The organism is Streptomyces sp. NPDC058289 (assembly GCF_042880975.1).
Classification (GTDB): Bacteria; Actinomycetota; Actinomycetes; order Streptomycetales; family Streptomycetaceae; genus Streptomyces; species Streptomyces stoeckheimensis.
In genome coordinates this window covers 84,211-98,235 of record NZ_JBHVYI010000025.1, presented here as the reverse complement: position 1 = coordinate 98,235, position 14,025 = coordinate 84,211, and the positions used below count along the sequence as shown (strand labels likewise).

Annotated in this window: 15 protein-coding genes; 4 read left to right on the top strand and 11 right to left on the bottom strand. The window is 70.4% G+C overall.

Annotated elements, in window-relative coordinates:
* Positions 1-117 precede the first annotated feature (117 nt).
* From ACFVX6_RS15650 to clpS, 7 genes are all read right to left on the bottom strand, one after another.
* Positions 118-1,068 (bottom strand): PLP-dependent cysteine synthase family protein, encoded by a 951-nt coding sequence (locus ACFVX6_RS15650; protein ID WP_389691664.1) that lies wholly within the window; start codon positions 1,066-1,068, stop codon positions 118-120.
* Positions 1,068-1,355, bottom strand: a complete 288-nt coding sequence (locus tag ACFVX6_RS15645; protein WP_250741130.1) for a MoaD/ThiS family protein — start codon at positions 1,353-1,355, stop codon at positions 1,068-1,070. Before ACFVX6_RS15645 ends, ACFVX6_RS15650 begins: the two co-directional genes overlap by 1 nt.
* Before the next feature lie 91 nt (positions 1,356-1,446).
* Positions 1,447-1,554 (bottom strand): putative leader peptide, encoded by a 108-nt coding sequence (locus tag ACFVX6_RS15640; protein ID WP_323182362.1) that lies wholly within the window; start codon positions 1,552-1,554, stop codon positions 1,447-1,449.
* A gap of 98 nt (positions 1,555-1,652) precedes the next feature.
* Positions 1,653-2,075: a Mov34/MPN/PAD-1 family protein gene (locus ACFVX6_RS15635; protein ID WP_389691661.1), complete on the bottom strand. Its 423-nt coding sequence runs from the start codon at positions 2,073-2,075 to the stop codon at positions 1,653-1,655.
* Between the two features lie 85 nt (positions 2,076-2,160).
* Positions 2,161-3,582: an amino acid permease gene (locus tag ACFVX6_RS15630; RefSeq protein ID WP_389691659.1), complete on the bottom strand. Its 1,422-nt coding sequence runs from the start codon at positions 3,580-3,582 to the stop codon at positions 2,161-2,163.
* A 352-nt stretch (positions 3,583-3,934) separates the two neighbouring features.
* On the bottom strand, positions 3,935-4,549 hold the full coding sequence (locus tag ACFVX6_RS15625; RefSeq protein ID WP_389691657.1) for a DUF2017 domain-containing protein: 615 nt from the start codon (positions 4,547-4,549) through the stop codon (positions 3,935-3,937).
* On the bottom strand, positions 4,549-4,863 hold the full coding sequence (gene clpS / locus ACFVX6_RS15620; protein ID WP_243337276.1) for an ATP-dependent Clp protease adapter ClpS: 315 nt from the start codon (positions 4,861-4,863) through the stop codon (positions 4,549-4,551). The genes ACFVX6_RS15625 and clpS overlap by 1 nt, the downstream gene beginning before the upstream one ends.
* 81 nt (positions 4,864-4,944) lie before the next feature.
* On the opposite strand from clpS, the gene ACFVX6_RS15615 reads away from it, so the two are divergent.
* Both ACFVX6_RS15615 and ACFVX6_RS15610 read left to right on the top strand, forming a co-directional pair.
* Positions 4,945-6,273 carry a nicotinate phosphoribosyltransferase gene (locus ACFVX6_RS15615; protein ID WP_389691655.1) on the top strand — a complete coding sequence of 443 codons (1,329 nt, stop codon included), beginning with the start codon at positions 4,945-4,947 and terminating at the stop codon, positions 6,271-6,273.
* A 196-nt stretch (positions 6,274-6,469) separates the two neighbouring features.
* Positions 6,470-7,069 carry an isochorismatase family protein gene (locus tag ACFVX6_RS15610; protein ID WP_389691653.1) on the top strand — a complete coding sequence of 200 codons (600 nt, stop codon included), beginning with the start codon at positions 6,470-6,472 and terminating at the stop codon, positions 7,067-7,069.
* Between the two features lie 48 nt (positions 7,070-7,117).
* Here the strand turns inward: ACFVX6_RS15610 and ACFVX6_RS15605 are convergent, their stop codons facing one another.
* Together ACFVX6_RS15605 and ACFVX6_RS15600 are read right to left on the bottom strand one after the other, a co-directional pair.
* Positions 7,118-7,453 (bottom strand): hypothetical protein, encoded by a 336-nt coding sequence (locus ACFVX6_RS15605; protein ID WP_389691651.1) that lies wholly within the window; start codon positions 7,451-7,453, stop codon positions 7,118-7,120.
* A gap of 111 nt (positions 7,454-7,564) precedes the next feature.
* Positions 7,565-9,970, bottom strand: coding sequence for an immune inhibitor A domain-containing protein (locus ACFVX6_RS15600; RefSeq protein WP_389691649.1), 2,406 nt, complete (start codon positions 9,968-9,970; stop codon positions 7,565-7,567).
* Between the two features lie 495 nt (positions 9,971-10,465).
* Between ACFVX6_RS15600 and ACFVX6_RS15595 the strand changes: the two genes are divergently transcribed.
* The gene (locus tag ACFVX6_RS15595; protein ID WP_389691647.1) at positions 10,466-10,765 is read left to right on the top strand and encodes a hypothetical protein; all 300 of its coding nucleotides are present in this window, start codon (positions 10,466-10,468) and stop codon (positions 10,763-10,765) included.
* A gap of 95 nt (positions 10,766-10,860) precedes the next feature.
* Here ACFVX6_RS15595 and ACFVX6_RS15590 read toward each other — a convergent pair whose 3' ends face one another.
* Positions 10,861-11,631 carry an RDD family protein gene (locus ACFVX6_RS15590; RefSeq protein WP_389691645.1) on the bottom strand — a complete coding sequence of 257 codons (771 nt, stop codon included), beginning with the start codon at positions 11,629-11,631 and terminating at the stop codon, positions 10,861-10,863.
* A gap of 135 nt (positions 11,632-11,766) precedes the next feature.
* Positions 11,767-13,251: an RDD family protein gene (locus ACFVX6_RS15585; RefSeq protein WP_389691643.1), complete on the bottom strand. Its 1,485-nt coding sequence runs from the start codon at positions 13,249-13,251 to the stop codon at positions 11,767-11,769.
* Positions 13,252-13,537: 286 nt separating this feature from the next.
* On the opposite strand from ACFVX6_RS15585, the gene ACFVX6_RS15580 reads away from it, so the two are divergent.
* Positions 13,538-14,017, top strand: a complete 480-nt coding sequence (locus ACFVX6_RS15580) for an SsgA family sporulation/cell division regulator (protein WP_389691641.1) — start codon at positions 13,538-13,540, stop codon at positions 14,015-14,017.
* The last annotated feature ends 8 nt before the right edge of the window (positions 14,018-14,025 follow it).

Here is a 14,025-nt window from a genome sequence, read left to right as displayed (position 1 = left end):
CTTTCTGGGGCGCGGGCGTGTCCCCCCCGCCCGCCGTCCTTATTGGGCGGCCCCCTTATTGGGGTTGGGGCTGCACCGCCGCTGGGGCGGTCCAGCCCCTCCCAGGGCGTGGTCGGGCTATGCCCAGAGTTGGCCCTGGAGGACTTCGATGGCTTCTTCCGTCGTGGCCGCCGTGTAGACCCCCGTCGACAGGTACTTCCAGCCGCCGTCGGCCACGACGAAGACGATGTCGGCCGACTCGCCCGCCGCCACCGCCTTGCGGCCGACGCCGATCGCCGCGTGCAGGGCCGCGCCCGTGGAGACGCCCGCGAAGATGCCCTCCTGCTGGAGGAGCTCCCGGGTGCGGGTGACCGCGTCCGCCGAGCCCACCGAGAAGCGGGTCGTCAGGACCGACGGGTCGTACAGCTCGGGGACGAAGCCCTCGTCGAGGTTGCGCAGCCCGTAGACGAGGTCGTCGTAGCGCGGTTCCGCCGCGACGATCTTGACGCCCGGGACGTGTTCGCGCAGGTAGCGGCCCACGCCCATGAGGGTTCCCGTGGTGCCCAGGCCCGCCACGAAGTGGGTGATCGAGGGGAGGTCCGCAAGGATCTCCGGGCCGGTCGTGGCGTAGTGGGCGCCCGCGTTGTCGGGGTTTCCGTACTGGTAGAGCATCACCCAGGAGGGGTTCTGCTCCGCCAGTTCCTTCGCGACGCGGACGGCCGTGTTCGAACCGCCCGCCGCCGGCGACGGGATGATCTCGGCTCCCCACATGGCCAGCAGGTCGCGCCGCTCCTGGGAGGTGTTCTCCGGCATGACGCACACGATGTTGTAGCCCTTGAGCTTCGCGGCCATGGCGAGGGAGATGCCCGTGTTGCCCGAGGTGGGCTCCAGGATCGTGCAGCCGGGGTACAGCCGGCCGTCCTTCTCGGCCTGCTCGACCATGTGGAGCGCGGGGCGGTCCTTGATCGAGCCGGTCGGGTTGCGGTCCTCGAGCTTCGCCCAGATGCGGACGTCGTCCGAGGGCGAGAGCCGGGGCAGGCGTACCAGCGGCGTGTTGCCGACCGCGGCCAGCGGGGAGTCGTAGCGCATTACTTCGATCCGCCGGCTACGGCCGGGAGGATGGTGACGTTGTCGCCGTCCTTGAGGGCGGTGGAGATGCCGTCGAGGAAGCGGACGTCTTCGTCGTTGAGGTAGACGTTGACGAAGCGGCGCAGCTCGCCGCCCTTGGCCTCGTCGATGATGCGCTCCTGGATGCCCTTGTGGCGGGTCTCCAGGTCGGAGAAGAGGTCGGCCAGGGTGGCGCCCTCACCGGTGACGGCCTTCTCGCCGTCGGTGTAGGTGCGGAGGATGGTGGGGATGCGGACCTCGATGGCCATGGCAGGCTCCAGTCAGGATGGTGAAGGGAAGGCGGGCGAAGCGAAGCGGAGCAGGCGCGAGCCGCGCGGCCCGCGAGGGGGCCTTCGCGGCTCAGGCGGCAGTACAGATGGCGCTGGCGAGGCGGCACAGGTCGACGTGCAGCCGCGCCACAAGCAGCAGCCTGCCGGGCGTCTCGATGCTCACGTCGTGGGAAACCATGCGGTCATGTTAACGATTCCCGGTCCCTGGTTTGGAGTGTGATTTCACATCGTGGACCGATATCGCTCACATGCTGAGAACTGGTCCCGCGCCGTGCCTCAGTAGGCCGCGACGACCTGCACTTCTTCCTCCGTGATCACGCCTTCGATGATCTTGTACGACCGGAACTGGAACTCCCCGAGGCCGTCCTTGTCCGCCGTGGAGACCAGCACGTAGTGCGCACCGGGCTCGTTCGCGTACGTCACGTCCGTGCGCGAGGGGTAGGCCTCGGTCGCGGTGTGCGAGTGGTAGACGATGACGGGCTCTTCGTCCCGGTCGTCCAGTTCGCGGTAGAGCTTCAGCAGGTCCTTCGAGTCGAACTCGTAGAACGTGGGCGACCGGGCCGCGTTCAGCATCGGCACGAAACGCTCCGGGCGGTCCGTGCCCGCCGGGCCGGCCACCACGCCGCAGGCCTCGTCGGGGTGGTCCTGCCGGGCGTGCGCGACGATCCGGTCGTACAGGTCCTGGGTGATGGTCAGCATGAGCGACAGGATAAGCAGACGGGCCCTCCCGTACCGAGGAGTGGTACGGGAGGGCCCGAATGGTGGACAGGGTCCTTACGGCGCCTTAGGAAGCCTTGGTGAAGGCGGCGCCGCGCGGGTCGCGGGACTTCATCACCAGGTAGGAGACGCCCAGCAGCAGACCCCACAGCGGGGCGCAGTAGAGCGAGACCCGGGCGTCCTTGTCGACGCCCATCATCACGATGACCATGCCGATGAAGGCCAGGGCGAAGTAGCTCGTGAACGGGGCGCCGGGGGCGCGGAACGGCGACGCGGGCAGGTCGCCGCGGTCGGAGGCGGCGCGGTAGCGGATCTGGCAGACCAGGATCATGATCCAGGCCCACATGCCGGAGATGGTGGCGAAGGAGACGACGTAGTCGAAGGCCTTGCCGGGGGCGACGTAGTTGATCCAGACGCCGACCAGCATCAGCGCCGCCGAGAAGGTGGTGCCGATCAGCGGGGTGCCGCTCTTGGTGAGCTTGGTGAAGAACTTCGGGCCCTGGCCGTTGAGGGCGAGGTCGCGCAGCATGCGGCCGGTGGAGTACATGCCCGAGTTGCAGGAGGACAGGGCCGCGGTCAGGACGACGAAGTTGACGATCGCGGCGCCGACGCCGAGGCCCATCTTCTCGAAGGCGGCGACGAAGGGGCTGACGCCGGGCTGGAACTCGTGCCACGGGACGACCGACAGGATCATGATCAGCGCGCCGACGTAGAAGACGGCGATGCGCCACGGCACGGTGTTGATGGCCTTGGGCAGGGTCTTCTCGGGGTCCTTGGACTCGCCGGCGGTGACGCCGACCAGCTCGACGGCGAGGAAGGCGAACATCACGATCTGCAGGGTCATCAGCGTGCCGCCGATGCCCTTGGGGAAGAAGCCGCCGTCGTTCCACAGGTTGGAGACGGTGGCGGTGTCCGCGGCGTCGGAGAAGCCGATGGTGAGGATGCCGGCGCAGATCAGGATCATGCCGACGATGGCGGTGACCTTGACCATCGAGAACCAGAACTCCAGCTCGCCGAAGAGCTTCACGGAGATCAGGTTGGCGCCGTAGAGGATGACCGTGAAGATCAGCGCGTACGCCCATTGCGGGAAGCTGTCATGGGTCCAGTACGACATGTACTGCGCCGCGGCGGTGACTTCGGTGATGCCGGTGACCACCCAGAAGAGCCAGTAGGTCCAGCCGGTCACGTACCCCCAGAAGGGGCCGAGGAACTCCCGGGCGTAGTCCGAGAAGGAGCCGGACACCGGGCGGTACATGAGCAGTTCGCCCAGGGCCCGCATGATGAAGAAGATGACCAGGCCCGCGATGGCGTAAGCCAGGATCAGGCTGGGGCCGGCCTTGGAGATGGCCTTGCCGGCGCCCAGGAAGAGGCCGGTGCCGATGGCGCCGCCGATCGCGATCATCTGGATCTGGCGGGCGCCGAGTGCGCGGTGGTAGCCGTCGCCCTCGGTTGTGTCGTGCTGCTGCTCGTCGACCTGTACGGAGGTCATGTCTTGGTGCGCCTTTCTCCACGCCGACCCGCGCCATGGCTGGCAGCGGATCGGGTCCTCGATCCCCCCGGATACGGATGGAGTTGCACCCGGCGGTCAGCCGGTTCAAGCAGGCCGCGGGGCATGGGTGGCGCCCCGTCGGCGGTCGTGAAGATTTATCACGTGCTTACGGGTGCAGGAGGGCGGAAAATGTGACGCAGGCCGCAAAAAAATCGGGGCAAAGGCCCTGAAACAGATCAGGTCACCACATCGTGGTGACCTGATCGTTATCCGGATTTGAGCGTCCGCTGAGCGAACGGCCGGCCTGCTTGAGGATCTTCAGAGGGTTCCGCGGAACACCCGCGGAACACCCTCAGAGGGAGTCGCTCAGCGTCTCGACGAGGGTCTCCTGGAGACCGCCGAGCCAGAGGTACGCCATCACCATCGGCTTGCGCGGATCGTCGTCCGGCAGCCGGAACAGCACCGCGCTCTCGTCGTCCTCCGTGATGTCGAGGCGGGCCGCGATGGTGAGCCGCAGGTCGTTCAGGGCGCCCAGCCAGCGCAGCCGCAGCTCCCCGTCGACCTCCAGGACGGCCGCCCCGTCGCCGGCCGGGCTGAGGGTGTCCAGGCTGCGTACGACGGCCAGCGCGTCCTCCCGCTTGCGGGAGCGCAGGTCGTTCTCGGTGAAGCGGCGGAATTCGGCCGAGTGGGCCCGCAGCTCCTCCGTGTCGGCACCGGGTCCCGTCTCCGGGCCGCCGTAGGCGTCGGGGAAGAGCCGCGCCAGGGCCGGGTCGGAGGGCGGCTCGGTCGGGCCGTCGGAGGCGGCGAAGAGCGCGGCCAGCGGGTCGGCGTCCGGCTCGGGCTCCGGCTCGCCGGGGCCGATGAGCTCCAGCAACTGCACGGCCAGGGAGCGCAGGATCGAAATCTCGATCTCGTCCAGCGCGATGGCGGCCCCGCCGGCCTTCAGGGGCTCGAACACGCCGCCCATCAGTTGCGGTCCTGGGACATGGTCGCCCAGAGGCCGTAGCCGTGCATGGCCTGCACGTCCCGTTCCATCTCCTCACGGCTGCCGCTGGAGACGACCGCCCGACCCTTGTGGTGGACGTCCATCATCAGCTTGTTCGCCTTGTCCTTGGAGTAGCCGAAGTACGCCTGGAACACGTACGTCACGTAGCTCATGAGGTTGACCGGGTCGTTGTGCACCAGGGTCACCCACGGGACGTCGGGTTCGGGGACCGCGAAGGTCTCTTCGGCCGATTCGGTGCGTTCGATCTCAATGGGAGCAACACTCACTTGTCCCATGCTGCCACTGACAGGGGCCCGTCGCACAAACGGGCCCCTACATCTCGTCACTTTGACGAGATGTGCGCTAGCATCCGTCGCATGAACCCTGCGGACCTGGGCCTGCCGGTGGACGTGCCGTCGACAGCGCTCTTCACGGACCATTACGAGCTCACGATGTTGCAGGCCGCGCTGGCCAACGGCACGGCCGACCGCCGCTCGGTCTTCGAGGTGTTCACCCGGCGGCTCCCCGAGGGGCGCCGCTACGGGGTGATCGCGGGGACCGGCCGGGTGCTCGACGCGGTGGAGAACTTCCGCTTCGACGGCGCCGTACTGGAGTTCCTGCGCGAGCGGAACGTCATCGACGCCCGCACCCTCGACTGGCTCGCCTCGTACCGCTTCTCCGGCGACATCTGGGGCTACCCGGAGGGCGAGGTCTACTTCCCCGGCTCACCGGTCCTGCGCGTCGAGGGCAGCTTCGCCGAGTGCGTGCTGTTGGAGACCGTGATCCTGTCGATCCTCAACCACGACTCCGCGATCGCCGCCGCCGCCTCCCGGATGTCCTCGGCCGCCGGCGGCCGGCCGCTGATCGAGATGGGCGCCCGGCGCACGCACGAGCTGGCGGCCGTCGCCTCGGCCCGCGCCGCGTACGTCGGCGGTTTCACCTCGACCTCGGACCTGGCGGCCGGATTCCGGTACGGGATCCCGACGGTCGGTACGAGCGCCCACGCCTTCACCCTGCTGCACGACAGCGAGCGGGACGCCTTCACCGCCCAGGTCGCCTCGCTGGGCAGCGGCACCACGCTGCTGGTGGACACCTACGACGTGGCGGAGGCGGTCCGGACGGCCGTGGAGGTCGCCGGGACGGACCTGGGCGCCGTCCGGATCGACTCCGGGGACCTGCTGCTGGTCGCGCACCGGGTGCGGCAGCAGCTCGACGAGCTGGGGGCGACCGCGACGAAGATCGTGGTGACCTCGGACCTGGACGAGTACGCGATCGCCTCGCTGGCGGCCGCTCCGGTGGACGCGTACGGGGTCGGCACCCAGCTGGTGACGGGCAGCGGGCACCCGACGTGCTCGATGGTCTACAAGCTGGTGGCGCGGGCGGCCTCGGCCGACCCGAAGGCCCCCCTGGTGTCGGTGGCGAAGAAGTCCTCGGGCGGCAAGACCTCCGTCGGGGGGCGCAAGTGGGCGGCCCGGCGGCTCGATGCCGAAGGGGTCGCGGAGGCGGAGGTCCTCGGGACCGGGCCGGTGCCGGCGGCGCTGGCGGACAAGCAGCTCCTGGTGGAGCTGGTCAAGGGCGGCGAGGTCGTGGCCCGGGAGTCCCTGGAGACGGCCCGCGACCGCCACCGCGAGGCCCTGACGGGCCTGCCGCTCTCCGCCACGCAGCTCTCGCGCGGCGAGGCCGTGATCCCGACCGAGTACGCGTAGCTCCGGGGGCGGGGCCGCAAGCCCGGCGGGGCTGGATCCGGCTGATGCCGGACGCCGACGCGGAGCGCCCGTGAGGGTCTGGGGCGCAGCCCCAGTTTCGGGAAGGGGCGGGGTGGGGGAAAGGCCCCGCAGGGCCCCCTCCGCCGCACCAGGACCACTCCGCCGCACAGGAACACCCAACCGAAGGGCACCGGACATGCACCGCGCACTGATCGTCGTCGACGTACAGAACGACTTCTGCGAGGGCGGCAGCCTCGCGGTCACCGGCGGAGCCGACGTCGCCGCCGCCATCACCGAGCTCATCGGTCAGGCCACCGCCGGCTACCGGCACGTCGTCGCCACCCGCGACCACCACGTCGACCCCGGGTCCCACTTCGCGCACCCCCCGGCCCAGCCGGACTACGAGACCTCCTGGCCGGTGCACTGCGTCGCCGGGACCGAGGGCGTGGGCTTCCACCCGAACTTCGCGCCCGCGGTCGCCTCGGGGGCCGTCGCCGCCGTCTTCGACAAGGGGGCGTACGAGGCCGCGTACAGCGGCTTCGAGGGTGCGGACGAGAACGGCCTCGGGCTCACGCAGTGGCTGCGCGACCGGCAGGTCACCGAGGTCGACGTGGTCGGGATCGCCACCGACCACTGCGTCAAGGCCACCGCCCTGGACGCGGCCCGCGCGGGGTTCCGTACCCACGTGCTGCTCGACCTGACGGCCGGAGTGGCCCCGCACACCACGACCCGCGCGCTGGCCGAGCTCCGGGAAGCCGGAGTGGAGCTGAGCGGGACCCCTGCGGTGGCCGGCTGAGCCGGGCACCGGCAGGGGCGCCTCCGGGGCGGGCTCAGCCCCGCCCGGTCACCCCAGCAGGGCCCTGATCGGGTGCCACAGCTCCGCCGCCCGGTCGGGCGCGGAGCGCCACAGCAGGCCGTCGGGGTGGTGCAGGACGGCGGTGATCTCGTCCAGGCTGGGCGGCTCTGCGTTGCCGCGCAGGTAGACGGCCCGCAGTCCGAGGTTCCGCAGCCTGGTCAGGGCGCGGGCCCGGTTCACCGCGTGCACCAGCACACGGACGTTTCCGCCTTCGGTGCAGCCTGCGATACCGCCCTCGACTGCAGCCTTCGCGAACGGTCTGGGCAGCGTGAGCGCGACGACCACGCTGCCGCCTGGCAATCGGACGAAACCTCCACCGGGCATGTCTTCATCTCCCCCGTCAATAAGAAACTCAGCTCACGCATCTAAACGCGAACGGCCGCCGCCCGCTAGGGGGCGACGGCCGATCATGCTTTGACCTGCGGTTTTACCGAATTACTTAACGGACGGGCCGACCTCGACCGTCATGACGAGACCGTCGTAGGTCTCCTTCACGATCTTGATCTTGGTGTTGGTGTCAGTTGTCTTCACCGAGCCGGTCGGGTTCTCGTCGTAGAAGTACTTGCCCTTGTGGTCGTCGAAGACGAGCTGCGCGGGCTTGGGCTTCAGGAAGAGCTCCTGGCCGTTCTTGTGCAGGGTGATCGCGTCCGTCTTGTACGCGCTGAAGGCGGCGTCGTACGGCTGGATCTTGTTGCGCAGCAGGGTGCCGTCCGACCACTTCATCGGCTTGGCGTTGGCGTCGATCGGAAGGATCAGACCGGCGCCGGGGTGCTGGCTGGTGTTGTTGTCCTTCTGGGAGGTGTCCCACTGCCAGATCAGGAGACCGTCCTGGTAGGCGTAGTGCTCGACCCAGTTCGGCTTCGTGTTGGCGAAGCCGAAGTTGTACGGACCGACCTTGAGGGTCTTGTCGTACGAGACGTAGCGGCGGTTCTCGGCCAGGTAGTACTGGGCGTACTCCTTGGTGAAGCCGGCGCCGACGCGGGAGAAGCCCTTGCCGGTCCAGCCGTTGTCGCCGTTCTCGGCACCGTCGGTGAACAGCGTGGCGCCGTCCGCCGTGATGCTGAGCGCGTCGCCCGTGAAGCCCTTGCCGCCCGCGCCGCCGTCCGTCTGGTAGCGGAAGCGGAGGTCGACCTTCTTGCCCGCGTAGGCGTTCAGCGAGTAGTTCAGGTTCTTCCAGGCACCCGAGACGCCGGTGAGCGACGGGCTGTTGGAAGCGTCGACCGGGATGGCCACGCCGTCGGCGGTGCCGGCGAGCGCGGTCCAGGTGGCGCCACCGTCGGTGGAGACCTCGGTGTACAGGAAGTCGTACTCCGCCTCGATGTCCCACCAGCCCTTGAGGGACAGGGCCGCGGAGGACTTGCCGGTCAGGTCGACCGAGCGGGTGAGGGTGTTCTTGAGGTCGTCACCCATGTTGCTCCACCACTGCGAAGCACCCTCGGCGGGAGCGACGATGTCGGTGGTGACCTTCTTCTTCGGAAGGTCGACGAGGAGCGCCTGCTTGTCCTTCGTGTTGTACTCCGAGACGCCCAGCTTGTGGGTGGACTTCGTCGCGGCCTTGGCCTTGTCGTAGTTCAGCCAGCCCAGCTGGAACTTGTCCCAGGCGGTCATGTCGCCCGGGAGGTCGCCTATGGAGTCCTTGCCGTTGCCGAGCCAGGAGCCGGCCGACATCAGGGACCAGAAGCCGACCGAGTTCTCGCCGCCACCGGAGGTGTCGTAGAGGTCCGGCAGGCCCAGGTCGTGGCCGTACTCGTGCGCGAAGACGCCGAGGCCGCCGTTCTCGGGCTGCATCGTGTAGTCGCCGACCCAGATGCCCGTGTTGCCGATCTGGGTGCCGCCGGCCTTGTTGTTGGCCGGGCCGTTCTTGCCGGCCTCGGTGCCGTAGGCGTACCAGCGGTGCGCCCACAGGGCGTTGGTGCCCTGCACGCCGCCGCCGGCCGACTCGTCCTCGCCCGCGTGGACGATCTGGAAGTGGTCGATGTAGCCGTCGGGCTCGTTGAAGTTGCCGTCGCCGTCGAAGTCGTAGCGGTCCCAGAGGTCGTACTGGGCCATCTGCGCCTTGATCTGGGCGTCGGTCTTGCCGGCCTTCTTCTGGCCCTCGGCCCAGGCGGTCACGCCGTCCTTGACCGTGTCCCAGACGTTGGCGCAGTTGGTCTGGCCGCAGTAGTTCGAGCCGTAACGGGCCTCGTTGTACGGGACCTTGACCCAGTCGGCCACCTCGCCCTCGACCGAGTAACGGCCCGAGGAGGTCTTCTCGTAGTAGGTCTTCAGCGAGTTCTTGCCGGCGCCGGTACCGAAGTACAGGTCCTGGAAGTACGCGCGGTTGAAGTCCTTGCGCCAGGCCGTGCTGTTGTTGACCGCACGGTCGGGCTGAGCGATCTGGTTGTGCAGCGGGCCCGGGTTGCCGCCGTACTTGGGCACGGCCGGCTTGGGGCCGGGACCGTCCGGGTCGAACGTGGTGGTGTTGTCCACCTGGTCGCCGAAGTCGACGAGGATCGTGAAGATCTTGTCGGTCTTCTCGCGGCCGAGCTCGACGTACTTCTTGTCGTCGAGCTTGACCACCTTGGAGGCGCCACGCTGCTCGACGTCCTTCTTGCCGCTCAGCACCTGCTCCAGGGCGGCCTTGCGGGCCTGCTCCTGCTGCACGCTGAACGGGCCCACGAGGTTGTGCTTGACCTGCTCCTTGGAGGGAGCGGTCGGGTCCTGGCGGTCCGCGGCAGACACCTTCGCACCCGGGTCTGCCGTGGCCATCGTGAAGGCGGCGCCGGTGGCCGCCGTCGCTGCCAGGGTCACGCCGATTGCGGCGGCGCGCAGCGCTCGTCTTCTGGCCGAGTTGCTGGTCACTTGATGTCGTTCCCCTCCCGCGGCCGCGAAGGTGGTGCGGAACTTCTCCGTAGGAGTGGGGGGTTCCGTGCGGCGCGCGTCTCAAGTGACGACATTTGACCGGAGAGTCGCAAGAAAAGACAGACCTTGACTTGTTCCTTACAACTGCACTATGCGGTCACCGAGTTCCGCTATTCGGACGTTCCACGGCCATAGCGGACGAACAGGACTTCCGGCCCCTCGACCGATCCGCACCCGACCCACATCCGCCCGGCATCCGACCCGCGTCCGCCCCGCATCCGACCGCCATCGAACCTCATCGGCCGCACCCGCCCCTCCCCGCCCCCCGGGCCCCGGCAGTGACCCCCGTGCGCCCCCTGTGCTCCGCTGCTTCCCCTCCCGCGGGTGAGGTCGCGCTTACCGACAGTTCCGCTCGGGCATCCACCGTCGTAGAGTCACTCGACGCCAGACCTGGTCGAGCCGACTCCCCCTCCCGCTTCGAGGACGGATATCGCCATGCCGCGTCCGACTGCCGCACAGCTCGCCTACGGGTCCGCCACCGTCATCGTGTCGACGATCGCCATGCTGCTGCTCTCGCAGACGAGTACGGGACTCGGCGTGGCGGTCATCTCCGCCGCCGCCCTCGCCCTCGGGCTCCTCGTCGCAGTCACCGTCCCGCTGCCCCGCCGGCGCGGGCGGCACGCGGCGACCCGTACGAGGACCGCCTCACCGGTCCCCAACACCGTGCCGCAGGACCTGGCGGCGGGCGCACCGGCCCCCGCGCCGGCCCCGGTCGAACACCCCGTGCACCACTGACGCGGTTCACCACTGACCCCGTGCACACCGCGGCGCGGGCGGCCTCCCCCGTGGGGAGACCGCCCGCGCACCGGACTGCGCAGCTCGGTGGCCTTCTATGCGGCTTGGACCACCACGGTCTTGGCCACCTTGTCGTGCAGACCCTGCTTGTAGGGCTTGTCGACGAGCATCGAGATGACGAGCGCGATCGGCCACAGGCAGAAGCAGCAGATCAGCGTCGGCAGCCAGAGCACGGCGGCGCGGGAGAGCGCGGCGTTGGACTGCGGGACGCTGCCGTCGTTGAGCATCGCGACGCGCAGGCCCATCCACTTCTTGCCGAGGGTCTGGCCGTTCTTCTTGACGAACCACCAGTCGTAGCCCACGTAGGCGACGATCGAGATCAGCGTCATGATCAGACCGCTGCCGCTGTAGGACTTGGTGATGACCTCGGTGACGTCCTCGCCCTTGTTCGTCTCGACCGTGTAGCGGTTGCGGTCACCGGCGAGGAGCTGGATGACGAACAGCGGGACGGCGATGATCAGCAGGTCGATGACGCGGGCGGCGAGCCGCTTGCCGAAGTCGGCGAGCGGCGGCATCCCGGCGAGCGGGTCGGGCATGCCGTAGCCGCCACCACCGCCGTACGGGTCGCCACCGCCCGCGCCTCCGTACGGGGGCGGCGGGGGCGGGTAGCCGCCTCCCCCGGGCGGGGGCGGCGGAGGATAGCCCCCTCCACCTCCGGGCGGGGGCGGCGGGAAGCCTCCGCCGGCACCTGCGGGCGGTGAGCCGTACGGCGAACCACCCGACGGCGGAGGCGTCGGTTCCTGGGGCTTCTTGAGGAACGGGTCGTCCTCGGGCGGCTGGCCCGGCGGCGGCTGGTCGGTGCTCATGGCCCGAGTCGAACCCGGCCCGGAGCGGCCCGCAACGGGAACGCGTCCATTCGGGGGACGGGGCAGCGGCAGGGGCCCTAGGGCCTGTCGTCAAACTCCCGCCGTCGCCCGCAGAAGGGAGTTTGACGACAGGCCCTAGCGGGCCACGTACGTGCGTGCGGCGCGGTCGTGGAGGGTCCGGCGGCGCGGGCGGTCCGCGAGGGCCCACAGGGCCCCCGGGAGGCCCAGGAGGGCGTACACGAGCCAGCGACGCAGCGCCGCGCCGAAGCGGGGCGGGCGCAGCGTGGCGGTGGCCAGGACCCGGACGCCGAGCAGCTTCTTGCCCGGGGTGCGACCCCAACGGGCCGTGGGCAGGGCTTCGTAGAAGACGCCGAAGAGGAGGACGGCGCCCAGGACGAGGCCCAGCGAGCCCGCGATGGTCCCGTCGAGCAGCCACACGGTGGTGGTCCGGCCGCCCGCCCGGGCGGCGTCCACCTTGGCCTGGAGGTGCGCGGTCGCCGCGGGCACGAGGGGCAGCGCCACGCCGGTCGCGACGGCGGCGTAGACGAGGGAGTCCAGCAGCCGGGCCGTCGCGCGGCGCACGAGCCCGGCGGGGCGCACGGCCCGCTCCGCCATCCGCTCGAACACCGCGCGTCCGGTCCTCTCGGGACGCGGAGCCGGGGGCACGGCGGCCTCGGCCCGCTCCGCACGGTCGGCCGGCTCTACGGGGGCCACGCGCCGGGCGGGCTCCGCCGGGACGGCCGGGGCCGGGCGCTCCGCGCGCCGCACGCGCTCCACCGGCTCCGGGTCCGAGCCGGCCGAACCCGGGGCGGCGGGCCACACGGGGGCGGGGGCCGCAGCGGGGGCATGGGCCGCGACCGGGGAGGGCGCCGACAGGATGCCGAGGCCGCCCGGGGCGGCGGAGCCGGACACCTGCGCGGGCAGGGCGGCCGACACGGCGGCCGGGGCCGAGTGCCGAGCCGGGGCCTGGGCCGAGCGGTGGGGCGACGCCTGGGCCTGGGCCGAGCGGTGAGCCGGTGCCGGTGCCTGGGCCTGGGCCTGCGCCGGCGCCTGGTGCGGAGTGGGGGCCGGGACCGGCGGGCGGGCCAGGGAGATTCCGGCAGGGCGGGCGGCGGCCTCCTCCTCGTGGCCCCAGGACACCCGGCGGTCGCGCGGCCCGCCGAACCCGGACTGGTGGAGCGGATCGGCCTGCCATTCCGCGGGCTCGGAGCCGTGCCCGGACCCGGACTCGAGCCCCGACTCCGGCCCGGCCTCCGGCCAGGGCTCGAAATCCGACCGCGATGCGGACTCCGACCAGGACTCCACCTCGGACCGCGGGGCCGGCGCCGCCACGGAGCCGACGGGCTCCGGCCAGGACGCGGGAGCCGGTGCCGGCGTGGGGGCAGGGGCAGGGGCCGGCGCGGGGCGGGGCTGCGGTCGGCGTTCCGGCTCGCGCAGCGCCTCGCTCACACCCGTCTGGTCGAGGAACACGGGACCCGTCTCGTCGGCAGGGGCCGCGGGGCGGCTCGTACCGGGAACCCAGTTCAGGCCGTTCCAGAACCTGACGTACCCGGGGATGGACGGATCGGGGTAGTAGCCCTCGCGGGCCGCGTGCTCGCCGTCACCAGGGGAGGCCGTCAATGTCCCCAACTCCGATCGTGGCTTGAGGCTTCTTGCAGGGGTGGACCATAGCCAAGAACCGCCCTCCGACAGGTCCGGTAACGGGAGAATCCAAGCGATCGGGCGAACACTGGCGAACGCAGCCCTGTACGCAAGATTTCGGTCAGCCGATTGATTTCGGCCAATCCTCGATGTGCTTCGGGAAGTCGCGTCATACCCGGGCACTTCGGCGCTCTCTCCGGGTGTGGGCCGCTGGAAGGCCCCGCGCACCACCCGAACACGTACCCCGTACCGAAGTGAGGCCGCCATGCACCACCCCGCCGTCGAGCGCGAGCTGGAACTGAAGCTGGTCCTGTCCCCCGAGCGCAGCGTCCCCGTCCCCGCCCGCCTGCTGTACCTGACGGACGACCCGTACGCCGTGCACATCACCTTCCACACCGGCTCCAGCACCCCGGTGAACTGGACCTTCGCCCGCGAGCTGCTGGTCGAGGGGGTGTTCCGCCCGTGCGGCCACGGCGACGTGCGGATCTGGCCCACGAAGGTCGGTCAGCAGACCGTCCTGTGCATGGCGCTCAGCTCCCCCGACGGCGACGCCCTGCTGGAGGCTCCCGCCGTGTCGGTGTCGGCCTGGCTGGAGCGGACCCTGCGGATCGTGCCGCCCGGCACCGAGGCCGACCGGCTCGGCCTGGACGCGGCGCTGGCCGAGCTGCTCGCCCCGACGCCGGCCGACGAGCTGTGGATGCGCGACCCGTGGCCGTCGGACGAGTCGGCGGACGGGGACCTGTGAGGGCCCGA

Bases quoted from the DNA above. Each gene is read 5' to 3' on its own strand.
- ACFVX6_RS15650 (WP_389691664.1), bottom strand. From the start codon at position 1,068: ATGCGCTACGACTCCCCGCTGGCCGCGGTCGGCAACACGCCGCTGGTA.
- ACFVX6_RS15645 (WP_250741130.1), bottom strand. From the start codon at position 1,355: ATGGCCATCGAGGTCCGCATCCCCACCATCCTCCGCACCTACACCGAC.
- ACFVX6_RS15640 (WP_323182362.1), bottom strand. From the start codon at position 1,554: ATGGTTTCCCACGACGTGAGCATCGAGACGCCCGGCAGGCTGCTGCTT.
- ACFVX6_RS15635 (WP_389691661.1), bottom strand. From the start codon at position 2,075: ATGCTGACCATCACCCAGGACCTGTACGACCGGATCGTCGCGCACGCC.
- ACFVX6_RS15630 (WP_389691659.1), bottom strand. From the start codon at position 3,582: ATGACCTCCGTACAGGTCGACGAGCAGCAGCACGACACAACCGAGGGC.
- ACFVX6_RS15625 (WP_389691657.1), bottom strand. From the start codon at position 4,549: ATGGGCGGCGTGTTCGAGCCCCTGAAGGCCGGCGGGGCCGCCATCGCG.
- clpS (WP_243337276.1), bottom strand. From the start codon at position 4,863: ATGGGACAAGTGAGTGTTGCTCCCATTGAGATCGAACGCACCGAATCG.
- ACFVX6_RS15615 (WP_389691655.1), top strand. From the start codon at position 4,945: ATGAACCCTGCGGACCTGGGCCTGCCGGTGGACGTGCCGTCGACAGCG.
- ACFVX6_RS15610 (WP_389691653.1), top strand. From the start codon at position 6,470: ATGCACCGCGCACTGATCGTCGTCGACGTACAGAACGACTTCTGCGAG.
- ACFVX6_RS15605 (WP_389691651.1), bottom strand. From the start codon at position 7,453: ATGCCCGGTGGAGGTTTCGTCCGATTGCCAGGCGGCAGCGTGGTCGTC.
- ACFVX6_RS15595 (WP_389691647.1), top strand. From the start codon at position 10,466: ATGCCGCGTCCGACTGCCGCACAGCTCGCCTACGGGTCCGCCACCGTC.
- ACFVX6_RS15590 (WP_389691645.1), bottom strand. From the start codon at position 11,631: ATGAGCACCGACCAGCCGCCGCCGGGCCAGCCGCCCGAGGACGACCCG.
- ACFVX6_RS15580 (WP_389691641.1), top strand. From the start codon at position 13,538: ATGCACCACCCCGCCGTCGAGCGCGAGCTGGAACTGAAGCTGGTCCTG.